This window comes from Sphingomonas sp. CFBP 13706 (assembly GCF_014842355.1).
Lineage (GTDB): Bacteria > Pseudomonadota > Alphaproteobacteria > Sphingomonadales > Sphingomonadaceae > Sphingomonas > Sphingomonas aerolata.
The window spans coordinates 753862-777420 of record NZ_JACYVM010000001.1 but is presented as its reverse complement, the minus strand read 5'-3'; the positions used below and the strand labels follow the sequence as shown (position 1 = coordinate 777420).

Here is a 23559-nt window from a genome sequence, read left to right as displayed (position 1 = left end):
GCCTGACAGGTTCATCGTCGATCCGATCCACCAGATGCCGGGACTAAACAGCTAGTCCCTGAAAGAGCGTCGATCATTGCACGACAAGGGCGCGGCTGCCCAGATCGCTCCGCCTGCGCGGCGTCGCCTTGCGGATCAGCGGCTTGCACGCTTCGAGTATGGCGAGCAGCCCGATCCCCATGCCGAGCGCCAGCGTCATATCGCTCCAGGCGATCAGCCCGAACTTCAGCAGCATCTGCGCACGGGGCAGAAACAGGATCAGACCGGTTACGCAGACAATCGCTGCGACGACATAGCGGAGTGCTGCATTGTGGCGGACCAGCGCATCGCGCATCGACGCGCTGAACGACCGGTTGACCAGGATCAGCGCGAGGATTTCGGCGATCAGCGCAAAGAAGATTAATGCGCGAAGCTCGCGCTCCGGCATCCCGGCTGCTTGCTCGATTATAAAAACTGCCGCCAGCATGGCGAAGGCAAGCCCGCCCTGGAACACGCTCCAGACAATCATCGGCACGGAGAACAGCGCCTCGGACGGCGCGCGTGGCGGGCGGCGCATGACGTCTTCCTCGTCCCGCTCGGCTTCGAACACGAGGGTGCAGACCGGATCGATCACCATTTCGAGCAGGGCGATATGGATCGGCCCGAACAGGATCGGCATGCCGAAGAACAGCGGCAGCAGCGCGAGCCCGGCGATCGGCACGTGCACCGCAAAGATGAACGCCATCGCCTTGCGGATATTGTCGTAGATCCGTCGGCCCAGCCGCACCGATTGGACGATCGCGCCGAAGTCGTCATCGATCAGTATGATCGCGGCGGCTTCGCGCGCGACGTCCGTCCCGCGCTTGCCCATCGCCACACCGATATGCGCGGCCTTGAGAGAGGGCGCGTCGTTGACGCCGTCACCCGTCATCGCGACGATCTCGCCCGCGGCCCTGAACGCGTCAACGACACGCAGCTTCTGCTCGGGCATTATCCGCGCGAACACCGTCACAGATGGCAGCTGTGCCGCGAGATGGGCATCGTCGAGCGTCGTGAGGTCCGCGCCGGTCAGGACCTCGCCCTCGGCGATCCCCGCCTGCCGTGCGATCGAGCGCGCGGTCGCGGCATAATCGCCGGTGATCATCACGACACGAATTCCTGCGCGACGACACTCGGCGACTGCACCCGGAACACTGGCGCGGATCGGATCGGCCAGTCCGACCAGCCCGACCAGTTGATAGCGATAGCCGTGCTGCGTTTGCGCCCAGTCGCGATCCGGCGGTGCCGCGCTCGCGACGGCGAGGACGCGAATGCCGCGCACCGCCATGGCGTCGACCGCGGCGGTCATCGCTGCATGTTGATCCGGGGCAAGCGCGCACAGGCCGGCGATCGCCTCGGGCGCGCCCTTGGCCGCGATGCGCAGCGCGTCGCCGTCGTCCCACACGTTCGACATCGCCAGCAATTCGGGACGCAGCGCATAGGTGTGGACGAGCGTCCCGGTGGATGGCGACCGCGCCACGACCGCGGACCACGCGTCGTGCAGCGCGATTTCCATCGGGTCGCTCGGAGCAATCGCACTGGCGCGCGCGGCGGTGGCGAGCAGCGCGTGATAGCCAGGCGTCACCGGCCTATTCCCCGCGAGCACGAGCGTCGCGGAAGAGGGCAACCAAAGCTCGCCGACCGACATGCGGTTTTCAGTCAGCGTGCCCGTCTTGTCGGTGCACAGGATCGTGGCCGATCCCAGCGTCTCGATCGCGGCCGCGCGGCGGGTGAACACGCCGACCTTGCCGATCCGCCACGCTCCCATCGCCAGAAACACCGTCAGGACGACGGGAAACTCCTCCGGCAACATCGCCATGCCGATCGCGATCCCGGCCAGCAGCGCCTCGATCCAGCCGCCGCGCAGCAGCCCGAACAACAAAACGACCAGTAGCGCGACCACGCCGCCGCCGATCCCGCACCAGGTCACGATCCGGGTCGTCTCGCGGCGCAAACGCGGTGCCTCGGTCTCCAGCCTCGCCAGCGACTGGCCGATCCGTCCCACCTCGGTGCGAGGCCCGATCGCGAGAACGCGTGCAAGCCCATTGCCGCGTGCGACGAGCGAGCCCGAATAGACGAAGGGCTGGCCTTCGCCACCGGGGCGGCGGGGCTCCGCGACGGCGGCATCCGCGGCCGGGAGCTTGCCCACGGGCAGCGATTCGCCGGTGAGGAGCGACTCGTCGGTCTGGAGATCGTCGGCGTCGAACAGCAGCGCATCGGCGGCGATCCGGTCCCCCTGTTCAAGCACGAGGATATCGCCACACACCACCTCGCGCGCGGCGATGTGCTGCCGCGCACCATCGCGGATGACCTGCGCACGCGGTGCGGAGAGATCGCGTAGCGCATCGAGCACATGCTCGGTGCGGCTTTCCTGGACCACCGTCACAACGATCGAAAACGTCGCGAAGGCGAGCAGGATCAGCGCTTCGGTAAGATCGCCGAGCAGCATATAGGCGACACCGCCGGCGAGCAGCAGCGCCAGCATCGGCTCGCGCAGCACGTCCAGCGCGAGCCGCAACACCGAATGCCGGTCGGCGCGCGGCAATTCATTGGGGCCGTCGCGTAAAAGCCGATCGGCGGCGACCGCACTGGACAGTCCGCTGCGATCGGCGTCGACGGACAGCGTGGCCGTGCCGGACATTCAGTGCGCCATGAGAACGGGCAAACGCGGATCGTCGATCAGACTGCGCGTGACGCCACCGAGCACGATCTCGCGCATCCGTGAATGCGCAAAGCCGCCGACAACGAGAAGGTCGGCACCGCGATCGAGCGCGAAGCTGGTCAGCCCGTCCTGCGCTTTCCCGCTCCGGTCGAGCGCATGCCCCTCAACGCCGAAACCGTGGCGGTGCAACAGCGCGACGACCGGTTCGAGCGCGGTTTCCGGCTGATCGGCCAGACCGTGTTTAATCGCAACGACATCGATCCGCGCACCGGACGCGGCGAGCCGGACGAGATTCTGCAAGGCGCGCATCGCAGTCGGCCCGGGCTTCCAGCCGAGCACGGCGTGATCGACGTTGCGGATCGAGCGGCCCGGCGGCAGCAGCAACAAGGGCGTGCCCGAGGCCATTAATACGGTCTCGATTGTCCGGCGGCGGAGCCAATCGATCGACCAGGTCTCATGCGGACCGATCATGACGAGATCCGCGAGAGGCGCGCTGGCGCGGACGTCGCCCGGGATCCACCCGACATCGTCGCATTGCGACACGATCTCTGCTTGGCTGTCGGGCGGCAGGAGCGCGCGCAGGCTGCTGGCATGGTCGCGGACCAGTTGCCGAAGTTCGCTGGACAATGTGTACACCGTGCCGAACGGGGCAAGATGAGGCGACAGCATGGGTGCCGCGGTCAGGACATCGAAGATCATATGCGCCTGCCGGTGGTCGGCTAAGCCAAGGACCGCGTCAATAAAGCTGCCACCGCGGACGGGGCCCTCCACGATTGCGAGAATTGTCTTGATCATGGCCACCTCGTTGTATCGGGCCAGTTTAGGTCAAGGATCATGGGCTAGATTTACGTAGTTTACGCAGAGGCTGCCGCGACGCTTTGCGATCTTCTCGGCCAGTCACGCCTCCCGCGCTTCAGCGTAGGGGGCGCTCTCATGGGAAAAGAGCAGTCGGAGCGTGTTGGCCAGTCTACCGGACGAAGTAAGCAGCATTGACCGATATGCGTACCAACGACTTGGATACCAATTTTTCGAAAGGCATCTAAGGCGCCAGGTGCCTAGAACCGCAGACGGGTCACTGCCAAGCGGCTTGTAAAAGTTTGGCTTCCGCAGGATTCTGTCCGAGATCTGAGGATACCCTGAGGCTCCAATCAACACGCTGAGCGCGATGCTGGCATAGTCGAATATGCGCGGTCATCGATGCGTGATGACGACCAGGGCCTGCGACCGGCTGGTCGCCGCAGCCAGGCATTGACCAAGACGCTGTGGATCCAGCGACGCGAAGCTCTCGTCGAGGATCGTGAGCGATGCGCGCTGCAGCAACGCACGCGCGAGGAAGATGCGGCTCCGCTCGCCATGCGACAACTGCCAGCCGGTCTCGCCCACCTGCTGCTCGATCCCGCCTGGCATCCGCGACAGCAGATCCCCCAGACCAAGCTCCTCGCATAACTCTGTCGCATCGGCGAGATCGGTGGACGTGGGCGGCCAGCTGCGGGCCATCAGCAGGTTGAAGGCGAGCGATCCCGACAGGATGTGGTTGTCGTGAAACTGCGGCGCGGCGGCGGCCAGACGGTGCCAGGCGTCGCCCCGCGTCGCCTTGTCGAGCCCGTCGAGCAGCAGCAGGCCCGATGTCGGCGTCTCCAGTCCGGTCAGCAATGCTGCCAGCGTGGACTTTCCGCCGCCCGATGCGCCGTCGAGCAGGATCTTCTCACCGTGCCTGATCATCAGGTTCGCGCGATCGACGACTCGGCGATCGGCACCGGGATAGCGAAACATAAGTCCCTCGGCCTCGATCACCGGCCGGTCCTCGTCCGCAATCCCTTCGGTTCGCCGGGTCACGGTGACCGCCCCGCCGCGCGACGCGGCAAAGAGCTCGCGCACCCGCGACCAGGCGATCGCGGCGCGTGCAAGTCCAGCCGAACCGCCGGCGATCCCGCCAAAAGCGCGCTGGCCGAGAAGCAGCCCGCCCAGACTTATCGCCAGCGTCACGGGCGACGGCACCGGCTGTCCCGCGAAGGCCGGGACGAGGGCGGCGATGCCCGCCAGCAGCCAGATCGATGGCAGCGCGGTGACGCCGACAATGCTCGCGCCATCCATCGCCGCCGATGTCGTGAGATAGCGCTGCACCACCGCGTCGTCCTGCGCGTCCCGGCGCGCAGCGCGGTCCTGGGCCAACCGGGTCCGATGTCCGACCATCGCCTCGATAAGCGCGTTGGTCATGTCCAGACGTTCCCCCGACCACTGACGCATCCGCACGAAATACCGCCAGCCAAGCAACCCGGTCAGCACGACCCAGCCGACCAGTAGGGTCAGATGCGCGGCCGGCGCCGCGCCATGGGCAAGGACCCATGCGGTGAAGACGAGTTCGATCCCCGCGAGCAGCACCCCGATACCGCCGTTGAAGGTGAGCGCTTCGAGCGCCTGCGCCTCGATCACGCGACCGATCATCTGGCCGACACCGCTGCGCTTGATCGCGTCGGGTCGCAACGCGAGCGCGCCGGCGAGCAGCCGCGCCTTCATGATCCGTCCGAGGTCGACCGCGAGGCTCGCCTCGCACCACGCGCTCGCGGTCTGCGCAACGACGGCGGTGAGCAGGATCACCATCCAGCCGAGCAGCCAGCCGGAATCGACCTTGCCCGCCAGAACGCCTTCGCCGATCACCTTCCACCCTGCGATTTCCAGCACGTAGAGTGCGACGAATGCCACAACGATCAGCGCGAGCGTACGCAGGCCGCCGTCCAGCCGCATCTGCCGCCAGACCGGCGCGGAGGCCGGCACACGGAGCAGGCTGATCCCGCCGATCCGTTCGGCTTGCAGCCGTCCGTGGAGCAGCGCGGCCGCGGCGCGCGGACGACGGCGTGGCTCGATCAGCGCGCGATCGAGCAGCTCGTCGACCGCCGCGCGGTGTTCTGCGGCGACCGGCTCGACGAGGCGATCGCGCAGCATCCCGAAGGGTACGCGGCGACGGTACGCATGCCGATCGAGCAGCAGCACGCCGCCGAGTCGTCGGCCGGCGAGCGCGAAGAAACCCGGGCCTTCCGCCGTGTCATCCAGCAGGATCGCGGGCCCGCCGCTTGCCAGCACAGCGTCGATCGCGGAGGCCGGTGTCTCGACGTCGACCACCTCCACTCCCAGCCGCGCCGCCGCCCATTCTGTCCACCTTGGCACGTCCTCGAGCGCGAAGGCGGCGGGGACGACCAGCGGATCGGTCGGCGGGTCGCGGATCAGCCCGGCATCCAGCGCCAGCGCCTCGATCGCTTCGCCGAGCCGGGCAAGCGGCCACCAATTGGGGGCGAGATCGGTCATCGTGCGCGCTCCACGACCAGGCCATCGACCATTGTCAGTTGCCGCCACGCCATGCCCTCACGCAGCGCACTCTGCACCGCTGCTTCCGCGTCGAGCAGGTCGCGGTAGCGCGACGGGGCCGCGGCGAGCACCGCCGGCGCACCGTCCTCGACCAGCCGCCCGTCCTCGATCACAAGGACGCGATCGAACGCCCGCGTTTCCGCGAGATCATGGGTGACGCACAGCAACGTCGTCTCGGCCCACCACACGCGTGCTTCGGCGAGCAGCGTCTCGCGCTGACCACGATCGAGTCCGCGAAATGGCTCGTCGAGCAGCACCAGCCGGGGATCGGCGACCATCAGCGCCCGCCCGAACCGGACGCGCTGTCCCTCGCCGCCCGACAGCAGTCCGCCGCCTTCGCCGAGCATCGTCTGCAGTCCTTCGGGCAGGGCGCGCGCGATCCCGCGCAGCCGCGCCGCCGCCATCACGGGCCCGACCTGGCCGATCGCGTCGTCGGTCGCGGCGTAGAGCAGGTTGTCGAGCAGCGAGCAGTTCCACAGCTGGATCGCCGGATCGACCCAGGCCGTCGTCGCGCGCAACGCCACCGCGCAGAGCGGTGCCCCATCGATCGTGACAGTTCCTGCCGCGGGCACATGCCAGCCGAGCAGGACGCCCAGCAGCGTCGACTTGCCCGCCCCCGACGTGCCGACGATCGCGACATGCTCGCCTGGCGCGATGCGGACGCTAAGCCCGGTCAGGATCGGATGCCCGCCCGCGACGACATCGACCGCATCGAACGCGATCGCGGCAGGACCCTCGCCGGTCGGCGCCGGGCCGGCGATCGGCTCTTCCCGGGCATCGAGCGGCTCGACGAGGCGGAGCAGGACGTTGCGCTGGCCCGGATAGCTTTGTGCGAGCCCGGCAAGCCGCGATCCCAGGCCCGGAAGCTTCAGCGCCCAGAACACCAGCAACAGGTCCGCACCGCCGACACCGGACCCGCGCGACAGATGGCTCGCGACCAGCGCCGCCGCCGCCAGGGTGCCGATCAAAGCCTGTGCGCCGTCCGCCGTCACTGCGGTGCGCGCGAGACTGCGCATCGCATGCGCCCATTCGACGAGGAGCCCCTCATGCTGGCGCGCCACCGCACGCTGCGCGCCGTGCGCGCGAATCGGCGCGAGGCCGAGGATCGCGTCGAGATAGAAGCCGTGGAGCGCGCCTGCGTGATTGCGGACGCGCAGGTCGCGTTCGTTGAGCAACGGCTGGATCGCGAGCGGCATCGCGATCGTCAGCAGCGCGACGCCAACTGCGGCGAGACCGCTGTCCGGGGCGATCAGCGCAATCGCAAGCGCGGTCAGGGCAAGTTCGAACACGGTCTCGACGAAGCGCAGACCGATGCTGGGAACACTGCGGATCCCGTGGATATTGTGGCTCCGGTCCGCCATGTCGCTGATCGGGCGGCTTTGAAAATAGCGATCGGCCAGCCGCGGCAGCTTTGCGAGCAGCGCTATCCGGAGCCGCACTTCCAGCGTCCGTCCCATCCGCAGCGCAGCCGATCCCGTCGCCAGTTCGATCGTGAGCAGCACCGCGATGAACATGAGCAGCGCGACTCCAGCGGTCAGCCGGTCCAGCCCCGTCGGCAGCCGCTGTGCGACATCGATCAGTCCGCGGAACAGCAGCGCCTCGAGTATCAGCGCGCCCGCCGCGAGCGCCGTGGCGAACATCAGCGCTACCGGCGCGACCAGGCCGTCGGCCCGCAGCATCGCAACCAGCGTCCGGAGCGGCGTGGCGGGCGGCTCGGCGAGCGCGGCGGCGAGTTCGGGCGGAAGATCGCTGGCGGGTGCGGCGGCGGTATGCCTGCCGGCGATGGTCACCAGCACCGCCCCGCGCACCACCGCGTCGTCCCCGGCGGGGACCGCGCTCCAATAGGTTTCGGGGATCGCCGTGAACGGATCGGCCGCAGCACGATCGGCGAGCGCCGCGATCAGTCGTGCGGCATCCGATCCGGGCGGCAGCGCGCGCGCGTCGACCAGTGCCGTCACCAGCCGTATCGCTGCATCGATCGCGGCGGCGTGCTGCCACTCCGCAGCAGTGACGGTAGCGAGCAGCCGATCCGCCGTTCCGCCCGCGACGCCGATCGCGGCAAGGCGTTCGCGCCACGCCGTCGCTGCCTCCGCCGAGCGTGCCCATCCGTGCCAGGCCGCCGCGGGGACGCGCGTGCCATGCCGGTAGATCGCGGCGCGGAACGTCGCCTCGCGCAGCCAGCGTCGTCCGATTGCCGGGTCCATCACCTGCACCCAGCCGCGGACGCGCCGCCACAGCACGACGAAATGCGTCGCCTCATCGGCATGGCGAACCACGACGATCGCGGGCAGCGTTGTGCTGGCGAGCATCACATGGTCGGCGGGAACCAGCACCTGCTCCGCCGCCAGGCCGAGATGGTTGGCGACGGCTTCGATAGTGTCGATCGACGTGCCGTCGACGCTGGTCTGGCACGCCTCGCGCAGCCGCCCGTAGCTGACCGGGATACCATGCCCCTCGAGCAGGCACTTGAGTGCCGCCGGGCCGCAATCCATGCTCGATGTCTGGACGACTTCGGGGGCGAGCCATCGCCGCGGACCGCTCATCGCAGCGCCCCGCCTGCGGTCCGCATCAGCAACCGCGCGGGCGAGACATGCTCGACCGCGACCTCGACGGACCCCGCAAGCCCGTGCACCAGCGCGACGCCGCGGATGGCGCCGCGTGCCGCGGACAGCTCGACCCGCATCCGGCCGTCGCGCAGCTCGCCGGCGACACGCTCGACCCGTGCCGGCACGACGCCATATTCGGTCCAGGGATACCCCGCGAGGCGAAGCGTCGCGCGCTGACCCGGACGGATCCGGCCCAGTCCGTTTGCCGGATCGAACGCCGCGACAACGATCAGGTCGCCGGCCGGGAGGATCGTCGCGAGCCGCTGACCTGCCACGACGATCGCGCCTGGGGCGACCGCCTGGACATCCGCGACGACCCCCGACACCGGCGCGCGAACCACGCGACCGGCAATCTCGATACGCAGTTGCGTGGCCAGCGCCGCGGTCGATGCTAGGTCGTCGGCCAGGGCGAGGCGCATGCGTTCGAGCTCCTCGCGGTGCGCGCTGTTCCGGCCGCCGCGGGACTGTGCTTCGGTTGCGATGCGGCGTGCGTCCTCGGCGAGTGCATCGCGCGAAGCAGCGGCACGGCGCGCATCGGCGCGGGTGCGGATGGCGTCGGCCTGCGACACGCCACCCGCCTCGCTATCCTCGACGTGACGTCGCGCGATATCCGCGGCAAGGCGCGAAGCTGCATCGGCTTCGGTCGCGCGGGCGCGCGCCGCGCGTGTTGCCGCCGCCGCGCTCGATCGATCCGCGCTGTCGGCCTCCCCAAGCAGCGCCATCTCACGGTCGAGCGACGCCAGACGTCGCGGATAGTCGCGCATTCGCCGCTCCGCCTCTGCGAGCCGGAGCCGCTGGGGTTCGGCATCGAGCGAGACCAGCGCGTCCCCGGCCGTCACGCGGCGCCCAATCGAGAGCCGCGTCGCGATCATCCGCCCCGATTGCGCGGGCGACACGGCTCGCGGGACAGTGCCGACCTCGAGCCGCGCACTGGTCGACACCTCGTACAGCGTCACCGACGCCAGCGTGAACCACAGCAGCCAGACCGCGAGCAGGGCTGCTGCGACGGCTAGCGCGAACAGTGCGAGGCGCGGCGTCTCGCGAGCCAGCGCGTTATGCGTCCGGGCGAATGGTGTGGCCATGCCGCGATCACTGCCCCGCCGGAGTGACGGGGGATGGCGGCGAAGACGTCGTCCGCCATCCACCGCCGAGCGCGCGAACAAGGCCGACGGTGGCGATCGCCCGCGCATGAGTCAGCCGGACCAGCCGGGTTTGTGCGCCAAGATCCGCGCGTGCCGTGTCGAGTGACTCGAGCAGGCTGATCGCGCCGCGGGCGAGGCGTCGGGCAGCCAGCTGCTCGCTGCGAAGGCTCGCATCTGCCGCTTCGCGCGCCACCGCCTCCTCCGCCGCAAGCAGGCGCGTGGCTGCGAGCTGGTCCTCCACGTCGCGAAACGCGCGCAGGATCGTGTCGCGCTGCTGCGCCTGGGCCAGCTCATCCTCGGCCGCCGCCCGGCGGACGCGCGCGGCGGTACGCCCGCCGTCGAAGATCGGCAGCGAAAGGATCAGGTTGAAGCCGAACGTCTGCGCGGTTTGGGACAGGAGCTCGCCGAGCGTCGGCGAGGCCTGCCCGCCATTGCCCGTGAGCGCAAAGCCCGGAAACCATGCGGTCTTCGCGGCCCAATGCCGCAACCGCGCCGCCTCCACCGCATCCGCGACCGCCGCAACGTCCGGTCGTCGCAGCAGCATCTCGCTCGGCAGTCCGGCCGGGATCGTGGGAACCGTGAGGAGTTCCGGTGCGGCGCGACGGTCGGGGATTTCTGCGGCACCGACCAGCAGTGCCAGTGCATGCCGGGTCAGTGCGCGGTCGCGGTCGCGCGCGAGCAGGTCGGCGCGCAGCATGGCAAGTTCCACCTGTCGCCGATTGACATCGCGCGCCGCGGCATTGCCGCGCGCGGCCTGCGCCGCAACGATCGCCAGCGCCCGCGCCGCCCGGTCGATCGCGCTGGCCAGGACGTCGCGCTCGCCATCGAGCGCGCGCAACGTGAAATAGGTCTGCGCAATCTCCGCCTGCACCGCGAGCCGCGCACCGGCCAACCTTGCCTCTGCGGCGCGCGCATCCAGCCGCGCCGCGCGCGCGGCCTTGCCAAGGCCGCCAAATAGGTCGGGCTCCCACGCCGCACGGAGGCCAAGCTCAAACAGACGGCCGTTTTCGCCGCTGGCGGTGGCAAGATTGCCTGACTGGTCGGCGACGCCGGCGATCGCGGCAACCCGCGGCAGACGTTCGGCTGATATCGTGCGGACGGCGGCCCGTGCGATCGAAAGCCGCGCCGCGATGATCGCGATGTCCGCGTTATCGATATTGCCCCGCGCGACGAGCGCGTCGAGCTCTGGGGAGCCGAAGATCGTCCACCAGTCCGCGCGCCAAGGCAGCGGGCTCGCGATGCGCTGTGCCTCGGCATAGGTCACGGGCACGTCCGCTGCGTCAGCGCCCGCCGCGATGCCGAGCACGCTGGCGACGAGAAGGGGGATTGCGTGCCGGACGCGGAGATGGCCGGAACAAGTCCGGCCATCTCGTCTGGAAACGATCATCTGAGATCGCAACCGCAGCGGGTCAGGCGTGCGGCTTGGGATCGTCCCTGCCACGACCGCGACGGATGTGGCCGGCGGGATCATCGGCGCCGCGTTTGCCGGCGTGCAGATCGGTCTGGATCTTCATGCTTCTTCTCCTGACATGCCGCGCAGCAAGACTCCGCGGCGGGTTTCGGTGTGTCGGATCCTGTCGAAATTGGGCGTTCTTGCGTCGCTCGAAGGTTGTTCCGACCGCATCCCATCACCGCTGCAGGCGGTGACATGCGTTAGTGTCGCGCGCGCAAAAAACGGTTCAAACCATTGGAACTTTTTTAGAAACTGCGTCGCGCACCAAGGATGAGACCGCTCTGCCAGCGTCCGCTGTCATGGTTTGGGCCATTGCCTGCCCATTGCACGGTGATGGCGAGTCTATCGAACCGGCGCGCGACACCCAGTCGCCAGTCGAGCTCGATGAATCGCGGCCTGCCGGGATCGCATGGTGGCGTCAGGACCCCGCCATGGCCCGCCAGGGACCAAGGGCCGTGCTCGACCAGCGTCGCGTTGACGTCCACATAGGCCGCTTCGCCGCCGCGGCCGTCATAATCGGGCGTCAGGTAGAGATGCGACTGCACGCGCCGCCCGATCAGTCCGACATAGGCTTCGGTCAAACGGCGTGCATAGTCGCCGGTAAAGAACCGGCTATAGACCCGATTGGTGATGCCGATGTCGAAGGTCAGCGCGCCGCTGAGACGTCTGGCGTAACCGACATACTGTACCGAACGGTGCGGCCGGACGCCGCTGTCTCGCGTCGCAACGACCGTCGCCGAAATACCGGCATAAAGCCCACGGACATCGTCATAGGCCAGCGTCGCGGTGCCGATCGGTCGATCGCCGCTGACCGTCTGTCCGCGAAAGCGGTCATCCGATGCGACGGAAATCTCGAACCCGGTTTGCGCCATCGCAGGCACGGGGACGAGGCCGATCGAGCATATTGCAAGACCGTGCAGACCGCGCGCCCGCCGCCGCCTAATTCGGCACGGAACAGCGCGCGCTGCCGGACCGCGCCAAATGTTGGAGCGTGTCGCACGCATCAATGACGCCGCCGCCGCTGCGCGCGGACACAAAAGACTGGCCCGTCTTGCCGGGGCGCAATTCCTGCATGAGCGCCATCAGCCCGCTGACATGTGCTGCCGCATAGGAATTTCCACTGACCAGATACCATCGACCGCCCGGCTCCGTGGTCGGCACGTCCCGCCCGGGGGCAATGTAAACCCCGGTTCGCGTTCCCGCCACTCCATCGTCTGCGACCGCGACAACGCCGGGCAGCGCCGCCGGGAAGCCCGAGCCCGTCTCCGGATCGACCGCCGCGACGAACGCGACGCCGCGCGCGATGCCGACCTGGACAAGCCGGGCGAGCAGCTGATCGAACGGCCCTGTCAGGCTGAGATTGACGACGCGCGCCTTGCGCTCGATCGCGAAGGTCAGCGCCTTGGCGAGGCTCAGCGTGTCGCAGATCGTTCCTGCGGTGCCGCCGGGTTGCCAGCATGCGCGCAGCCCCATGAGGCGCGCACCAGGCGCAATACCCGCGATTCCGACCGCGTTGTTCGCCCGCGCGCCGATGATCCCTGCGACGCCGGTCCCATGGGTTTCTGCCCCCACGGTCGCGGCATCGGCGACAAAATCGCGATTGATCATCAATTGCCCGCGAAGATCGGGGTGGCCGGCATCGATCCCGCTGTCGATGATCGCCACCGTGATGCCGTTGCCGGTCGCCATCCGGTGGAGCGCCGCGAGCTGCCAGCCGCGCGTCGCGGGCTGGGCACGGAACAGGCGATCATTGTAGAAGGCCGGCGCCTGGCCCTGCGTCGCGTAGCGGTGGAGCGGCTGTGACCAGGCGACGCCTGACAGGTGCGAAATCCGCTCGGCGGTTCCCTCGAGTGATCGGCCTTCGGGGACGATCATTACCATGCAGTCGATCCCAAGGATCGGCATCGGCCAGCCGGTCTCCAGCCGCAACCCTTCCTTGCGCGCGATCCGCGCCGCCAGTCCGCGTCGCGCCTGTGCGCTCGTTGGATCACCGTAGCCGCCGCCATAGTCGGTGCCCGGGCGATAGTGCTCCGGGGCGAGCCTGAGCATCACCAGGATGCGGCGATCCGCCATCGCGTCGGGGCTCGGCGATGGTGCGGCCGCCGCGCCTGCCGGGCGTTGCGCGGTCGCCATCGACGGCGTGGCCGTGATCGCGAGCGCGAGGAGCAAAAGCGCGCGATTCATTTTGCGGGCGCCTGTTCGATCGGTTCCGCCATCGTCACGTCCGCGTCGCGCCGCAGCCGTGCAAGCGCCGCGTCGCCCGGTACCGCGAGGACATAGGCGCCGGACGCGGTCGGCCCGTCGACCAGTCTCGCGCCGCTTGCCTGGAGTGCCCGACGGAACGCCGCTTCGCTCGCCTCGGGCCGAAACATCGCCAGCACGTTGCCGCTGTGTGTTGCACCCGCGTCGCCCAGCACATGATACGCGCCCGGCCGCCCATCGGATCGCTGCGTCAGCGTCTGCGCGCCGAGCGCGAGTACGGCGACGAATTGCGCTGCGACCACCCAGCGTAGCGTCCGGGGGCGCATGACGGCGCGACGTGCCGCGCGCAACGGATCGCGTGTGCGGCGTCGCTGCGCAGCCGTCGCGACCGACACGCTGCTCGTCGCGTCGAGCCGCGCCGCCATCGCCGCCCAGCTATCGCCGGTTTCACCCGTATCCCGCGCGACCGCATCCGCCAGATGCCGCTCCTGCACCAGATCCGCGCGGCATGCACCGCACTCGGCGAGATGCTCGGCGACGAACGCGGTCTCCACGGCATCCAGCTGCCCGGTAACGTACCAAGGCAGCAGCAGGTGCACCTCGGCATGCCGGTCGGTGGGGAAGGGAAGGATCTGGGTCATTGTCCTGTTCTAGAGCCAGTCCGACAGATCGCCGGGAAGGCTTTGCTTGAGGTGGCGGCGGGCGTGAAACATCCGCGTCTTCACGGTATCGACGGGGCAATCCATGATTTCGGCAATCTCGCGGTAGCTGAAGTCCTGGTAATAGGTCAGGTTGACGACGGCACGGTGCGACACGGACAAGCCTTCGATGGCTTCGGCCAGCGCCAGCTTCACGCGGACCGCCCGGCTGTTCTCCTCGGGTGTCGCGGCGTCGCTGGCGAGTGCTTCCGAGCGGTCGTCATCGACCGGTTCGTCCAGCTTGCGCAGCGCCGCAAGGCCCTGGCGATAGGCAATTCCGAACATCCAGGTCGACAGCCGGCTCTCACCATTAAAGCCTCCGATCCGGTTCCACACGACCATCATGGTATCGTTCCGCACCTCCTCCACGAGATGCGGGCGGCGTAACAAATTGAGGAGGAAGCGTGACAATCGGGCGTCCCACGCGCGATAGAGCATCTCGAACGCCCGCCGATCGCGCGCACGGATGCGATCGATCAGCGCGGCCTCGCCGATACCGTGTCCGTCCTTGGCGCGCGGCGCCGCAGACCCGACCCCTGCCACTCCGGTCCTCCTGTTCGCCCGTTAGTGTCTTTCCGGCAGGAAATGGTTCAATCGCAACTTCGCATGGCGATACAGTCCAGTCCTGGATGAGCGGTCCTCAACGTGCACACGGGCCGACGCCTCGTTAACGTTGCCAGCAATCAGCGCGAGACGATAAGCCAATTCCGCTCACCCTCGCGAGCATGAACACGCGGCAGAAACGTTGCTCTTCGTGCCGGAACAGGACGGTCCGCGTCCGACCAGAAAGCGGCCGGTTGGCCCCTTACCCGACCGCCTGAACGAAGGTCCACTTGCGACGATAGTCACTCAAAAGCGACCGCACGCTTACCACCGAGGCTGTGTGAAAACGTCTTGTTAGGCTATGCTTGGCTGCGTCATCTGGAGACGTCGGATGGGTCGTTTCATCGAGGGGTGTGACCGCCGGGAGCAGCTTTTTCTGCCGCCCTGCGTAGACGATGACGCTGCGGAAGACAGCACCGTGCGCATTGTCGATGTGTTCGTCGACGAACTGGATCTGGCGACGCTGGGGTTTGCCGGCGCCGCTGCGACGGGTCGGCCAGGCTATCATCCGGCGACGTTAGTCAAGCTCTAGGTCTACGGCTATCTGAATCAGGTTCAGTCGAGCCGACGCCTGGAGCGCAAGGCGGGCCGCAACGTCGAGCTGATGTGGCTGACGGGCAAGCTCGCACTGGATATCAAGACCATCGCCGACTTCCGACGCGAACACGGGCTGCGATCCAGGCGGCCTGTCACCGCTTCGTGCTGTTGTGTCGGCAGCTCGGCCTCATCGCGGGCGGCACGGTCGCGGTGGACGGGAGCCGCTTTCGCGCGATGAATGCGCGCGACCGTAACTTCACGCCGCTCACGATCCGGCGCCGGATGGATCAGGTCGATGCAAGCATCCAGCGCTACCTCGGCATCCTCGACACCGCGGGAAAGCGTCGCGGCTGTCCCCGTTTCTTGGAAAATGCGACGAGGTCGGATCTGCTCCCCAAAATCATGCCATTGGGAAATTTGCTCGTCAGTTGAAACGAGTGATGCGGCGAGGCCGATTTACCGGGGATTGGATCATTGGCGTGCTGCGCGAGTATGAGGCCGGCGTGAAAACCGCCGAGTTGTGCCGGAAGCACGGGATTAGTGACGCGACGTTCTACAACTGGAAGGCGAAATACGGCGGGATGACCGTGTCGGAGGCGGCGCGGTTGCGGGCGCTCGAGGACAAGAACCGTCGGCTGAAGGATCTGCTGGAAATAAACTGATCCGGTCTGCGAAGCGCTACGCTGCAGTGGAGGAGCTGATGGCTGACCACGGTTTCTCCGAGGGGCGTGCCTGCGGGCTTATCGGGGTCAATCGGTCGGCATGGCATTATGAGCCGCTTCGCGGGCAGGACGATGCTGCCCGCGTCCGGATGCGCGAGATCGCGAACGAGCGTCGTTGGTTCGGCTACCGGCGGCTGGCGATCCCGCTCAGGCGCGAGAGGAGAGGCATGAACCTGAAGAACGTGTATCGGTTGTATCGCGACGAGCAGGTGACGGTGCGCAAGCGTAGCGGCCTCGAGCGCGCGCTTGGGACGCGACCGCCGGTCGCCTTCATCCCCCGGCACGAGCGATAGCGCATTCTCGTGCGATCCGCTTCGACGACAGCATACGCCCGCCGCTCGCTCATCCCCAGCACCGTCCGGAGATGCGCGACTGCTTGCTGCTTCACTGCAGGCGTCACCGTTTTTTTGACAACAGGTCTTTCAGACCTGCGTTGTTCAGCATCTGTCACACAGGATTAAGATGCGCGCCGTAGCGGCCGCCTATGACAAATCGAACGTTAAGACTCTGGTCGCGGAGCATGGTCGCACGGCTGATGGTACCCGTCGCCATCATGCTGGGGCTGGTGTGCCTGCTGGGCCTGATCGGGCACGGTACCAGAGACCGTGTTCAGACGGCGCGCGATGCGGCGAATGCCGGCCAGACCGTTCGGATCAACCTGATCGAGGTGCGGTCGATCAGTCGCTCGTTGCAGCGTGACGCGCTGAACCTACTGCTCGAACGCGATCCTCGCGCACTTGCGATTATCCATCGGAAATTCGCGAAACGGTCAAACCAGATGCGGACGCAGCTTGCCCAGCTGGTGCGAAACCCCATCGCAGGGTTGAGTGCACGGAGCCCATATATCGCCAGTCAGATCATCGTATTACGTCAGTTGGCGATCATGGCTAACAACGCCACGAGGAATCGCCAGGATCGGGCTTGGACCGTCTTTCGCGATGACGTCCGTCCCAACGAGCGGATGGCATCCAAAATCGCCGATACCCTCATCGCGTCCCAGGAAGACGAGGTCGAGCGTCTGTTCCGGAACGCCCATGATCTGGAGCGGCAAGAGGTCGCAATCAGTGTCGCGGCAGGCATCATCCTGTTCGCACTGTCCGCATACGGCACGGTGGTGATCGTCCAACGGACCATTGTCCGCCCGTTGCTGGACATCGAACACACATTGGCGGTGATCGCCGGAGGGAATGCAGAAGGTCGCACGCCGCATGCAGAACGAACCGATGAGATCGGTCGGATGTCACGCGCGATCGAAGTCTTTCGGGCCTCGGTCGTGGAGCGCGGACGGTTGGAAGCCGATAATGGCCGGCAGCGGTTGGCAGAGGTTCAGCGCGAACGTCAAATCGAAGATGCGCGGCGCACGGCACAGACAGCCGAGGCGGAACGTGACCGCATCGTCCGACAGGCCGCAACCACGTTGGAAGGCGAGATAGCGAACGTGCTTGCCGAGCTTCGCGGAGCAGCCGGACAATTGTCCACGACATCGGGCGAACTCGAGGATCATTCGACCGACGCGACCCGCGAGCTTGGTAGTGTCGGCGTAGCCGTCAGGCGAGCGATCGACGGAGCAACGGATATTGCCGCGGCAACGAACCAGTTTATGGGCGCGATAAGTCAGTCCAGCCAGAGTACACGTCTGTCTGCCGATCTCAGCGCAGAGGCTGCGGACTGCGCGGCACGGCTCGCACAGGATATGACGGACGTCCAGAATGACGCCCGCGCAATTGGTGCAATCGTCGGAGTCATCAGGACCATTGCTGCACGAACCAAGCTCCTCGCGTTGAACGCCGCCATGGAGGCGGCCCGTGTCGGCGAGGCCGGAAAGGGGTTTGCGGTCGTTGCCGACGCCGTGAAATCTCTGGCCGCGCAGACCGCGGACGCTACGGGCGAAATTGCCGAGCAGATAGCTGGTATGCAACGCGGCACCGCGGCAGCCTATGCTGGTCTGCTACATATCCGCGCAATGGTCGAGGACATGGCTCGCGGTACCGATGATCTCGCGTCGAGCATTGGCGAACAGGCGCAGAGCGGCCAGGCCATCAGCCGGAACGTGGATGGAACCGCGACAGACCTGGATCTGATCGGGCGTCTGGTGACGCATGTATCCGTCGCGACGCAAAGCACGACGGGGATGGCAGCCAAGGTCCGCATGGAGTCACGGTTGGTCGAAAACGGTGCATCGTCAATCGACGCCGCCCTGTTGCGCTTCTTCGAGACGCTGCACGCAACTTGAGGCTACGCGTCGTCGATCCGGAGCATCGCACGGGCGCGGTTCAGCGTAGACCGCTGCCCTCCAACGCGAGGACCGCGGCCCGCATTGCCACGATGCGATCGGCAGTTGTGGGCGAAAGCTCGCCCCAAGAGAATGCCGAACGGTCACGCGCGCCTTCGCGCCACATCCGCGCAGCGACATTGTCCAGGTCCGCTGCGGTCGGGGACCGGCCCGTCGACATGCAATCGACTATTTGATGGGGAACGAGCGAGGTAGCGCTGGACATCGGGAATACCCTCTACTGCAAGCACTTTCCCTAGCTGCGTTTGATGGCACCAGAATGACAGGCGCGGTGTTTTCAAACACCTAGCGGTATGGAAATGCTTTCCGGAGCTTCGGGCCCTGACGCGAAAATCACGTCCAGCCATTGGCTGTGCTGATCCGAATATATGCCAAAGCCATCGACGTGACGATCAAGTCATGCCGCATCGTAACATGCACGTCACAAGTTTACCGCATTCAGCCTGGAGCCGGATGCGGTAATTGGGGGCGCGATGTTTTAGATCTTGGCTGGTTGCTGGCGTTCGTCATTTTGACAAGCCGATGTAAGCGATAAAGTCGGGCGACGCGTACGCTTTCTGCTGCAACGTGACGGCATGAAGAATTGTCTGGTCTGCCCGATCAATAGTCGTCGCGTGCACTAGAGCCAACGTATCACCGCCGGCGGACTGCCGTTCCATTAAATGAAATCTGTCATAATCTCGAACGCACACGTTCGGGGCGCGAAGTCGCACGTCCAGCGATCACCTCGCGAGGTGTCACTGGCATATCAGCACCGGGGGAAACCGAACAATGATCCGTAGTTTGAAGCATGTCGACCGCATGGCGTCCCTGCTCCTGGGAGCCGCGACCGCAGCACTGTCCGTGGCGCCGGCCGCTGCCCAAACCGTCGCGGCGCCCGTCAGCCAGGAGGCCGATACGGGCGACGAGATCCTCGTCTCGGGGTATCGCCGCAGCCTCGAAGAAGCGATCGACATGAAGCGCAACACGATCGGCTTTTCGGACTCGATCATCGCCACCGATATCGCGGACTTCCCCGAGCAGAATCTCTCCGAAGCGCTGCAGCGCGTGCCCGGCGTGACGATCGAACGCGAACGCGGCCTCGGCACGCGCGTCAACGTCCGCGGCTTGCCGAGCGAATTCACCTTCGTGTCCATCAACAAGCTGGCGACTGCCTCGGGCTCGGGCGGCCGCGACGTCGAGTTCGACATCTTCGCGTCCGAACTGATCCAGTCGGTCACCGTGCAGAAGTCGCCGGTGGCGGCGGACGAGGAGGGCGGCATCGCCGGCTCCGTGCTGATCCGTACCGCGCGGCCGTTCGACAACCCCGGGCTTCGCGTGGTCGGCAGCGTTGATGGCGCGTATAATTCGATCTCCGAAAAGATCGATCCCAACTTCTCGTTTCTCGCCAGCAAGACCTTTGGCGATTTTGGCGTGCTGGTTTCGGTCGCCAAGCAGCGGCGCACGAACCGCACCGATTCCAACTCGGGTATCAACTTCCGCCCGATCGCGCGCTGGACCGATCGTGCCAACACCGTCTACCGCAACCAGGCGATCGCGGTATTGCAGCGCGACGCTGGCGTGACGTTCACCGAAGCCAACAAGAACAAAATCGTGTTCCTCGATAAGGTCGGCGACCGCGTCTATCAGAACGATCAGAACCGCCTCGGGCTGTCGGGCTCGGTGCAGTACAAGCCGAGTGACGATTTTAGCCTCGCGTTCGATGCCTTTCTCGGATCATACGACACGACCGAGGACGAATATGACGCTGCCGGCTATTCGGCATCGAGCAATTCGACGCTCGAGACGATCCACGAATATGACGCCAAGACGCTCGCCGATAGCGGCATCGTCGTGCTGCGCGACGTCTCCTACACCAACACGCAGCATGAATTCTTGAGCAAGGAATATATCAACGAGACCGACTATCGTCAGTTCGGCGGGGAGATGAACTGGACGACGGGCAACTGGAAGATCAATGCACTGGGCGGCTATTCCGGCGCCAGGAAGACGCTTGACTATGCCAATCTGAAGCACGTCGCCTACGCGCCCTCGCGCACGCGCTATACCGAGAATGGCGGCGAAACGATCCCGAGCGGCAATCCGAAGACGATCGACATGTACGATGCGCCGAATTCGTATCTGTTCGAAGCCTATGAGACCACGCGCGAACAGATCAAGGACGACAAATATGCCGCTCAGATCGATCTGAGCTATCAGTTCGAATCGTCGGTGCTCAAGCGTTTCAATTTGGGTGGTCGCTACACCGACAAGACCAACGAGCGTCAATATGGCGAGGAGAAGATCCAGGGTCCGACCCGCGGCAGCACCGCCTATGTCAACACCCGCAAGCTGGGCGATAGCCCGCTCGAGACCGTCACCGACATCGTCGGCGGGAAAAACTACCAGGCACGCGACCTGAGCTGGGCGCAGGTCTCGAACGCCTATGCGCGCGACTTCTTCCGGCCCGACGGTTTCGTCACGCCGTTCAGCGATGCGAACTATTACAAGGTCAAGGAAGAGACGATCGCCGGCTATGCGATGGTCGATTTCGAATTCGACGTGGCCGTGCCGCTGTTCGTCAATCTGGGTGGCCGCTATCTGCGCACCACGATCAATTCGGAAGGGTACCAGCAGGTCCAGAACCCGAGCGGCTCGATCGGCCTGACCCCCGCGCCGGTGTCAAGCGACGGCAAATATGAGAAATTCCTGCCCTCGTTCAACGCGCATGCCGAGCTGACCGACAGCCTGTTCCTGCGCGCTGCCGCGTCGAAGACGCTGATCCGCCCGGCGTTGACCGATCTGGCGTACAAGCGGATCGCGAGCATCGGCAATTTCCGGTACACCGATGGCAATCCCGGCCTGAAGCCTACGCTTGCCGATCAGTGGGAAGTCGGCCTCGAGCAATATCTCCCGCGCGGCGGTATTCTGGCAGCGTCCTATTTCTGGAAGAAGATTAAGGGTGTGGTGCAGAGCCAGTTGACCGGTGAGGTACCCGGCGTGACGGTCTACAACGCCAACGGCACGGTCAACGGCGTCTATGACTTCGACGTCTACCAGCCCGTCAACGCCAAGGGCGCGTACAAGGTCAGCGGCGTCGAGGTGAACGCGGTGATCCCGTTCGGCATGATTGCGGACTGGGCGGACGGCTTCGGCGCCAACGCCAACGCCACCTTCCTCGACAGTTCGCTGACGGGTCAGTCCGACCTCGGCATCGATACCTCGCCGATCGGCCTTGCCGACAAGACCTACAATGCCACGGTCTTCTACGACAAGGGGCCGGTGTCGCTGCGCGTCTCGTACAACCGCAAGGGTGCCTATGTGGAGCGGATCGAGCGCAACATGTATCCGGTTTACCGCGATGCCTATGGCCAGTTCGACGTCGCCGCCAGCTATCAAGTGACGCGCAACGTCCGTGTCGAGCTGCAGGGCATCAACGTCGGCAATGCGAAGACCACCGGCTACACGATGGATCCGTCCTTTCCGGCGATCTACGAATCCTCGGGCAGCCGCATCAGCCTAGGCGTTCGCGGGCAGTTCTGATCCTCGGCAGGCCTCGCCGTGGGGGCGGGGCCTGCCGCGTAATCTCGTTGTGGAGAATCCCCAAGTCTCGCGTAGCGCCCTTGCCGCTCTCGCTCGACGCCAGCAACAGGACGGCACTCGCGACAAGTTCAAGCCGCCCCAGGCGCCGGAGTGGAACGCCTGTGATCAGCTCTTCGTCAGCTCCCGGCGTTGCGCCAAAATTGTACCGAATAAGACGTGTTTCAGTGCCTCCAGGACGAGACGACGTTCACGCGGATGCCGCGTTCTTTCAGCTCAGGACGGCATATCAAGCGCCGCTCTGCCCGAAATCGAATAGGCGTCCGCCTGACGGTCGATGATGCCGAGTTTCCCGGCTTCCTCGAACACCGTTTGAAAATCGGGCGTGGAGAGGTGCGCGTTCAACGCCGCCTGATCTCGCCAGGCTTCAATCAGGCGGAACGTGCCGGCGGCACCTACTTCCTCCGTAACGTCGAGAAATACACAGCCGTCCCGTAGCTTGGCTGCGCTCGCCATGCGCGAAGCGATACCCCGGAACGCCTCCACGTCGCTGAGCTGAATGCGATATGTTGCATAGATCAGGATGGTCGGGGTGTCGGTCATGTCCAAGCTCCATTGTGGCGACGGAAAAGACGATCGATCCCGTCCCGCACGTTTCCGGGATATGGACTGGCACTGGTGCTGAGGGTAGAACCTACCTAAAGGTAAGTACCGAAGAGGCTTGATGAACGTTCCCCGATCTGACCCTGCAAGTGACTGTGGACTCGATGTCGCGCTGGCCATCATGGGCGGCAAATGGAAGCCGCTGATCCTGTATCATCTCCGCTCGGGTCCGAGGCGGTTCGGCGATCTCAAGCGGGCGGTTGCCGGCATCAGCGAAAAGGTGCTGATCCAGCAATTGCGTGAACTCGCTTCGGCAGACGTATTGGTTCGTCACGATTATGGCGAGGTGCCGCCCAAGGTCGATTACACCGTCACGCCATTCGGCATGACGCTGATCGAGGCTCTGCTGCCCCTGTGTGAGTGGGGCGTAAGGAACCGCACCCGCGCTTCGGCCAACATGACTTCGAGGGCAAGCTAGAGAGCCGCTAGATTGCGCCTCGTTGCTAAGGCTTTCCCAATATTTTATCTTTTTTTGAAGCGGCATCGCCGCGATGTCGGCTATTGCCGCCCGCCGTCCCGAAAACCGCCGTTCCAATTTCCTACCTCGGCGAACATCAGACTAACGTGCAGAGAGGCGGAGCAGCTGACCGCCGCAAATGTTTGCGATCAGGCGCCTGGCCGACGATCCTGCCATCAGTCGTTCGAAAATGCTATTCTCCCCGCGCGTTCAAGAGGCCTTCGTGCCAAATCGCAGCTAAGGTTGCCGTGTGCAGCAGAGCGATGGCCAGGTTGCTCTTTGCCACCGGATTGCGCCAGCCGACCGCGGGTATGGTCATCAGCTTGTAGGTTATCTGCATCGGAAACAAGACGCCGGCGATGGCGATCGACAGCGTCGTATTGCCCGAAGCCTGACCGATCAGCGCGACGGCGCTGGCCATTGCGATGGTCGCGTAAAGGCATGCAAGGATACGCCGCGCAGCACTGTCGACGCCGTAGCACACAGTCATCGCGGGCACGTCGCGCGCGATCAACGCTGGAATGACCGTCACAACGATAACATTCACGAGATGAGATAGGGTCAACAAGACCATGGCTTCATCCGATCAGAAGCTGGCGCATCGTCAATATAGAGATTCGA

17 protein-coding genes and 2 pseudogenes are annotated in these 23559 nt (G+C 65.8%); 6 read left to right on the top strand and 13 right to left on the bottom strand.

What is annotated here, in order from left to right:
• Positions 1 to 73 precede the first annotated feature (73 nt).
• The 10 genes from IFS44_RS03335 to IFS44_RS03290 all read right to left on the bottom strand — a co-directional run bounded on the left by IFS44_RS03335 (position 74) and on the right by IFS44_RS03290 (position 14687).
• The gene (locus IFS44_RS03335) at positions 74 to 2659 is read right to left on the bottom strand and encodes a cation-translocating P-type ATPase (protein ID WP_192097473.1); all 2586 of its coding nucleotides are present in this window, start codon (positions 2657 to 2659) and stop codon (positions 74 to 76) included.
• The gene (locus IFS44_RS03330) at positions 2660 to 3475 is read right to left on the bottom strand and encodes a universal stress protein (RefSeq protein ID WP_192097472.1); all 816 of its coding nucleotides are present in this window, start codon (positions 3473 to 3475) and stop codon (positions 2660 to 2662) included.
• 396 nt (positions 3476 to 3871) lie between these two features.
• Positions 3872 to 5983: an ATP-binding cassette domain-containing protein gene (locus IFS44_RS03325; protein WP_192097471.1), complete on the bottom strand. Its 2112-nt coding sequence runs from the start codon at positions 5981 to 5983 to the stop codon at positions 3872 to 3874.
• The gene (locus IFS44_RS03320; protein ID WP_192097470.1) at positions 5980 to 8586 is read right to left on the bottom strand and encodes a cysteine peptidase family C39 domain-containing protein; all 2607 of its coding nucleotides are present in this window, start codon (positions 8584 to 8586) and stop codon (positions 5980 to 5982) included. Before IFS44_RS03320 ends, IFS44_RS03325 begins: the two co-directional genes overlap by 4 nt.
• Positions 8583 to 9731: an HlyD family secretion protein gene (locus tag IFS44_RS03315; protein WP_192097469.1), complete on the bottom strand. Its 1149-nt coding sequence runs from the start codon at positions 9729 to 9731 to the stop codon at positions 8583 to 8585. Before IFS44_RS03315 ends, IFS44_RS03320 begins: the two co-directional genes overlap by 4 nt.
• Positions 9732 to 9738: 7 nt before the next feature.
• Entirely contained in the window at positions 9739 to 11178 is a 1440-nt protein-coding gene (locus IFS44_RS03310) for an efflux transporter outer membrane subunit (protein WP_192097468.1), read from the bottom strand.
• A 311-nt stretch (positions 11179 to 11489) separates the two neighbouring features.
• Complete coding sequence (locus IFS44_RS03305) at positions 11490 to 12116, bottom strand: TorF family putative porin (RefSeq protein WP_192097467.1); 627 nt, start codon at positions 12114 to 12116, stop codon at positions 11490 to 11492.
• 67 nt (positions 12117 to 12183) lie between these two features.
• Entirely contained in the window at positions 12184 to 13428 is a 1245-nt protein-coding gene (locus IFS44_RS03300) for a S8 family peptidase (protein WP_192097466.1), read from the bottom strand.
• The gene (locus tag IFS44_RS03295) at positions 13425 to 14087 is read right to left on the bottom strand and encodes a zf-HC2 domain-containing protein (protein ID WP_192097465.1); all 663 of its coding nucleotides are present in this window, start codon (positions 14085 to 14087) and stop codon (positions 13425 to 13427) included. The genes IFS44_RS03300 and IFS44_RS03295 overlap by 4 nt, the downstream gene beginning before the upstream one ends.
• Before the next feature lie 9 nt (positions 14088 to 14096).
• Positions 14097 to 14687 (bottom strand): RNA polymerase sigma factor, encoded by a 591-nt coding sequence (locus IFS44_RS03290; protein ID WP_342366315.1) that lies wholly within the window; start codon positions 14685 to 14687, stop codon positions 14097 to 14099.
• A gap of 391 nt (positions 14688 to 15078) precedes the next feature.
• Here IFS44_RS03290 and IFS44_RS03285 point away from each other — a divergent pair.
• The 3 genes and pseudogenes from IFS44_RS03285 to IFS44_RS03275 form a co-directional block, all read left to right on the top strand.
• Positions 15079 to 15629 (top strand): annotated as a pseudogene (locus tag IFS44_RS03285) (transposase); the annotation flags it as partial.
• 95 nt (positions 15630 to 15724) lie between these two features.
• Positions 15725 to 15946, top strand: coding sequence for a transposase (locus IFS44_RS03280; protein WP_274604203.1), 222 nt, complete (start codon positions 15725 to 15727; stop codon positions 15944 to 15946).
• A gap of 38 nt (positions 15947 to 15984) precedes the next feature.
• Positions 15985 to 16299: a hypothetical protein gene (locus IFS44_RS03275; protein WP_152555467.1), complete on the top strand. Its 315-nt coding sequence runs from the start codon at positions 15985 to 15987 to the stop codon at positions 16297 to 16299.
• Here the strand turns inward: IFS44_RS03275 and IFS44_RS22080 are convergent.
• Positions 16281 to 16450 (bottom strand): annotated as a pseudogene (locus IFS44_RS22080) (IS3 family transposase); the annotation flags it as partial. The gene IFS44_RS03275 and the pseudogene IFS44_RS22080 overlap by 19 nt on opposite strands.
• 76 nt (positions 16451 to 16526) lie before the next feature.
• Between IFS44_RS22080 and IFS44_RS03270 the strand changes: the two are divergent.
• Together IFS44_RS03270 and IFS44_RS03265 are read left to right on the top strand one after the other, a co-directional pair.
• Positions 16527 to 18239 (top strand): methyl-accepting chemotaxis protein, encoded by a 1713-nt coding sequence (locus tag IFS44_RS03270; RefSeq protein ID WP_192097463.1) that lies wholly within the window; start codon positions 16527 to 16529, stop codon positions 18237 to 18239.
• An 861-nt stretch (positions 18240 to 19100) separates the two neighbouring features.
• Positions 19101 to 21821 (top strand): TonB-dependent receptor, encoded by a 2721-nt coding sequence (locus tag IFS44_RS03265; protein ID WP_244649848.1) that lies wholly within the window; start codon positions 19101 to 19103, stop codon positions 21819 to 21821.
• Between the two features lie 273 nt (positions 21822 to 22094).
• Here IFS44_RS03265 and IFS44_RS03260 read toward each other — a convergent pair whose 3' ends face one another.
• The gene (locus IFS44_RS03260; protein WP_192097461.1) at positions 22095 to 22421 is read right to left on the bottom strand and encodes a putative quinol monooxygenase; all 327 of its coding nucleotides are present in this window, start codon (positions 22419 to 22421) and stop codon (positions 22095 to 22097) included.
• 121 nt (positions 22422 to 22542) lie between these two features.
• On the opposite strand from IFS44_RS03260, the gene IFS44_RS03255 reads away from it, so the two are divergent.
• Positions 22543 to 22899: a winged helix-turn-helix transcriptional regulator gene (locus IFS44_RS03255; protein ID WP_192097460.1), complete on the top strand. Its 357-nt coding sequence runs from the start codon at positions 22543 to 22545 to the stop codon at positions 22897 to 22899.
• A gap of 232 nt (positions 22900 to 23131) precedes the next feature.
• Here the strand turns inward: IFS44_RS03255 and IFS44_RS03250 are convergent, their stop codons facing one another.
• On the bottom strand, positions 23132 to 23512 hold the full coding sequence (locus IFS44_RS03250) for a hypothetical protein (RefSeq protein ID WP_192097459.1): 381 nt from the start codon (positions 23510 to 23512) through the stop codon (positions 23132 to 23134).
• Between the last annotated feature and the right edge of the window lie 47 nt (positions 23513 to 23559).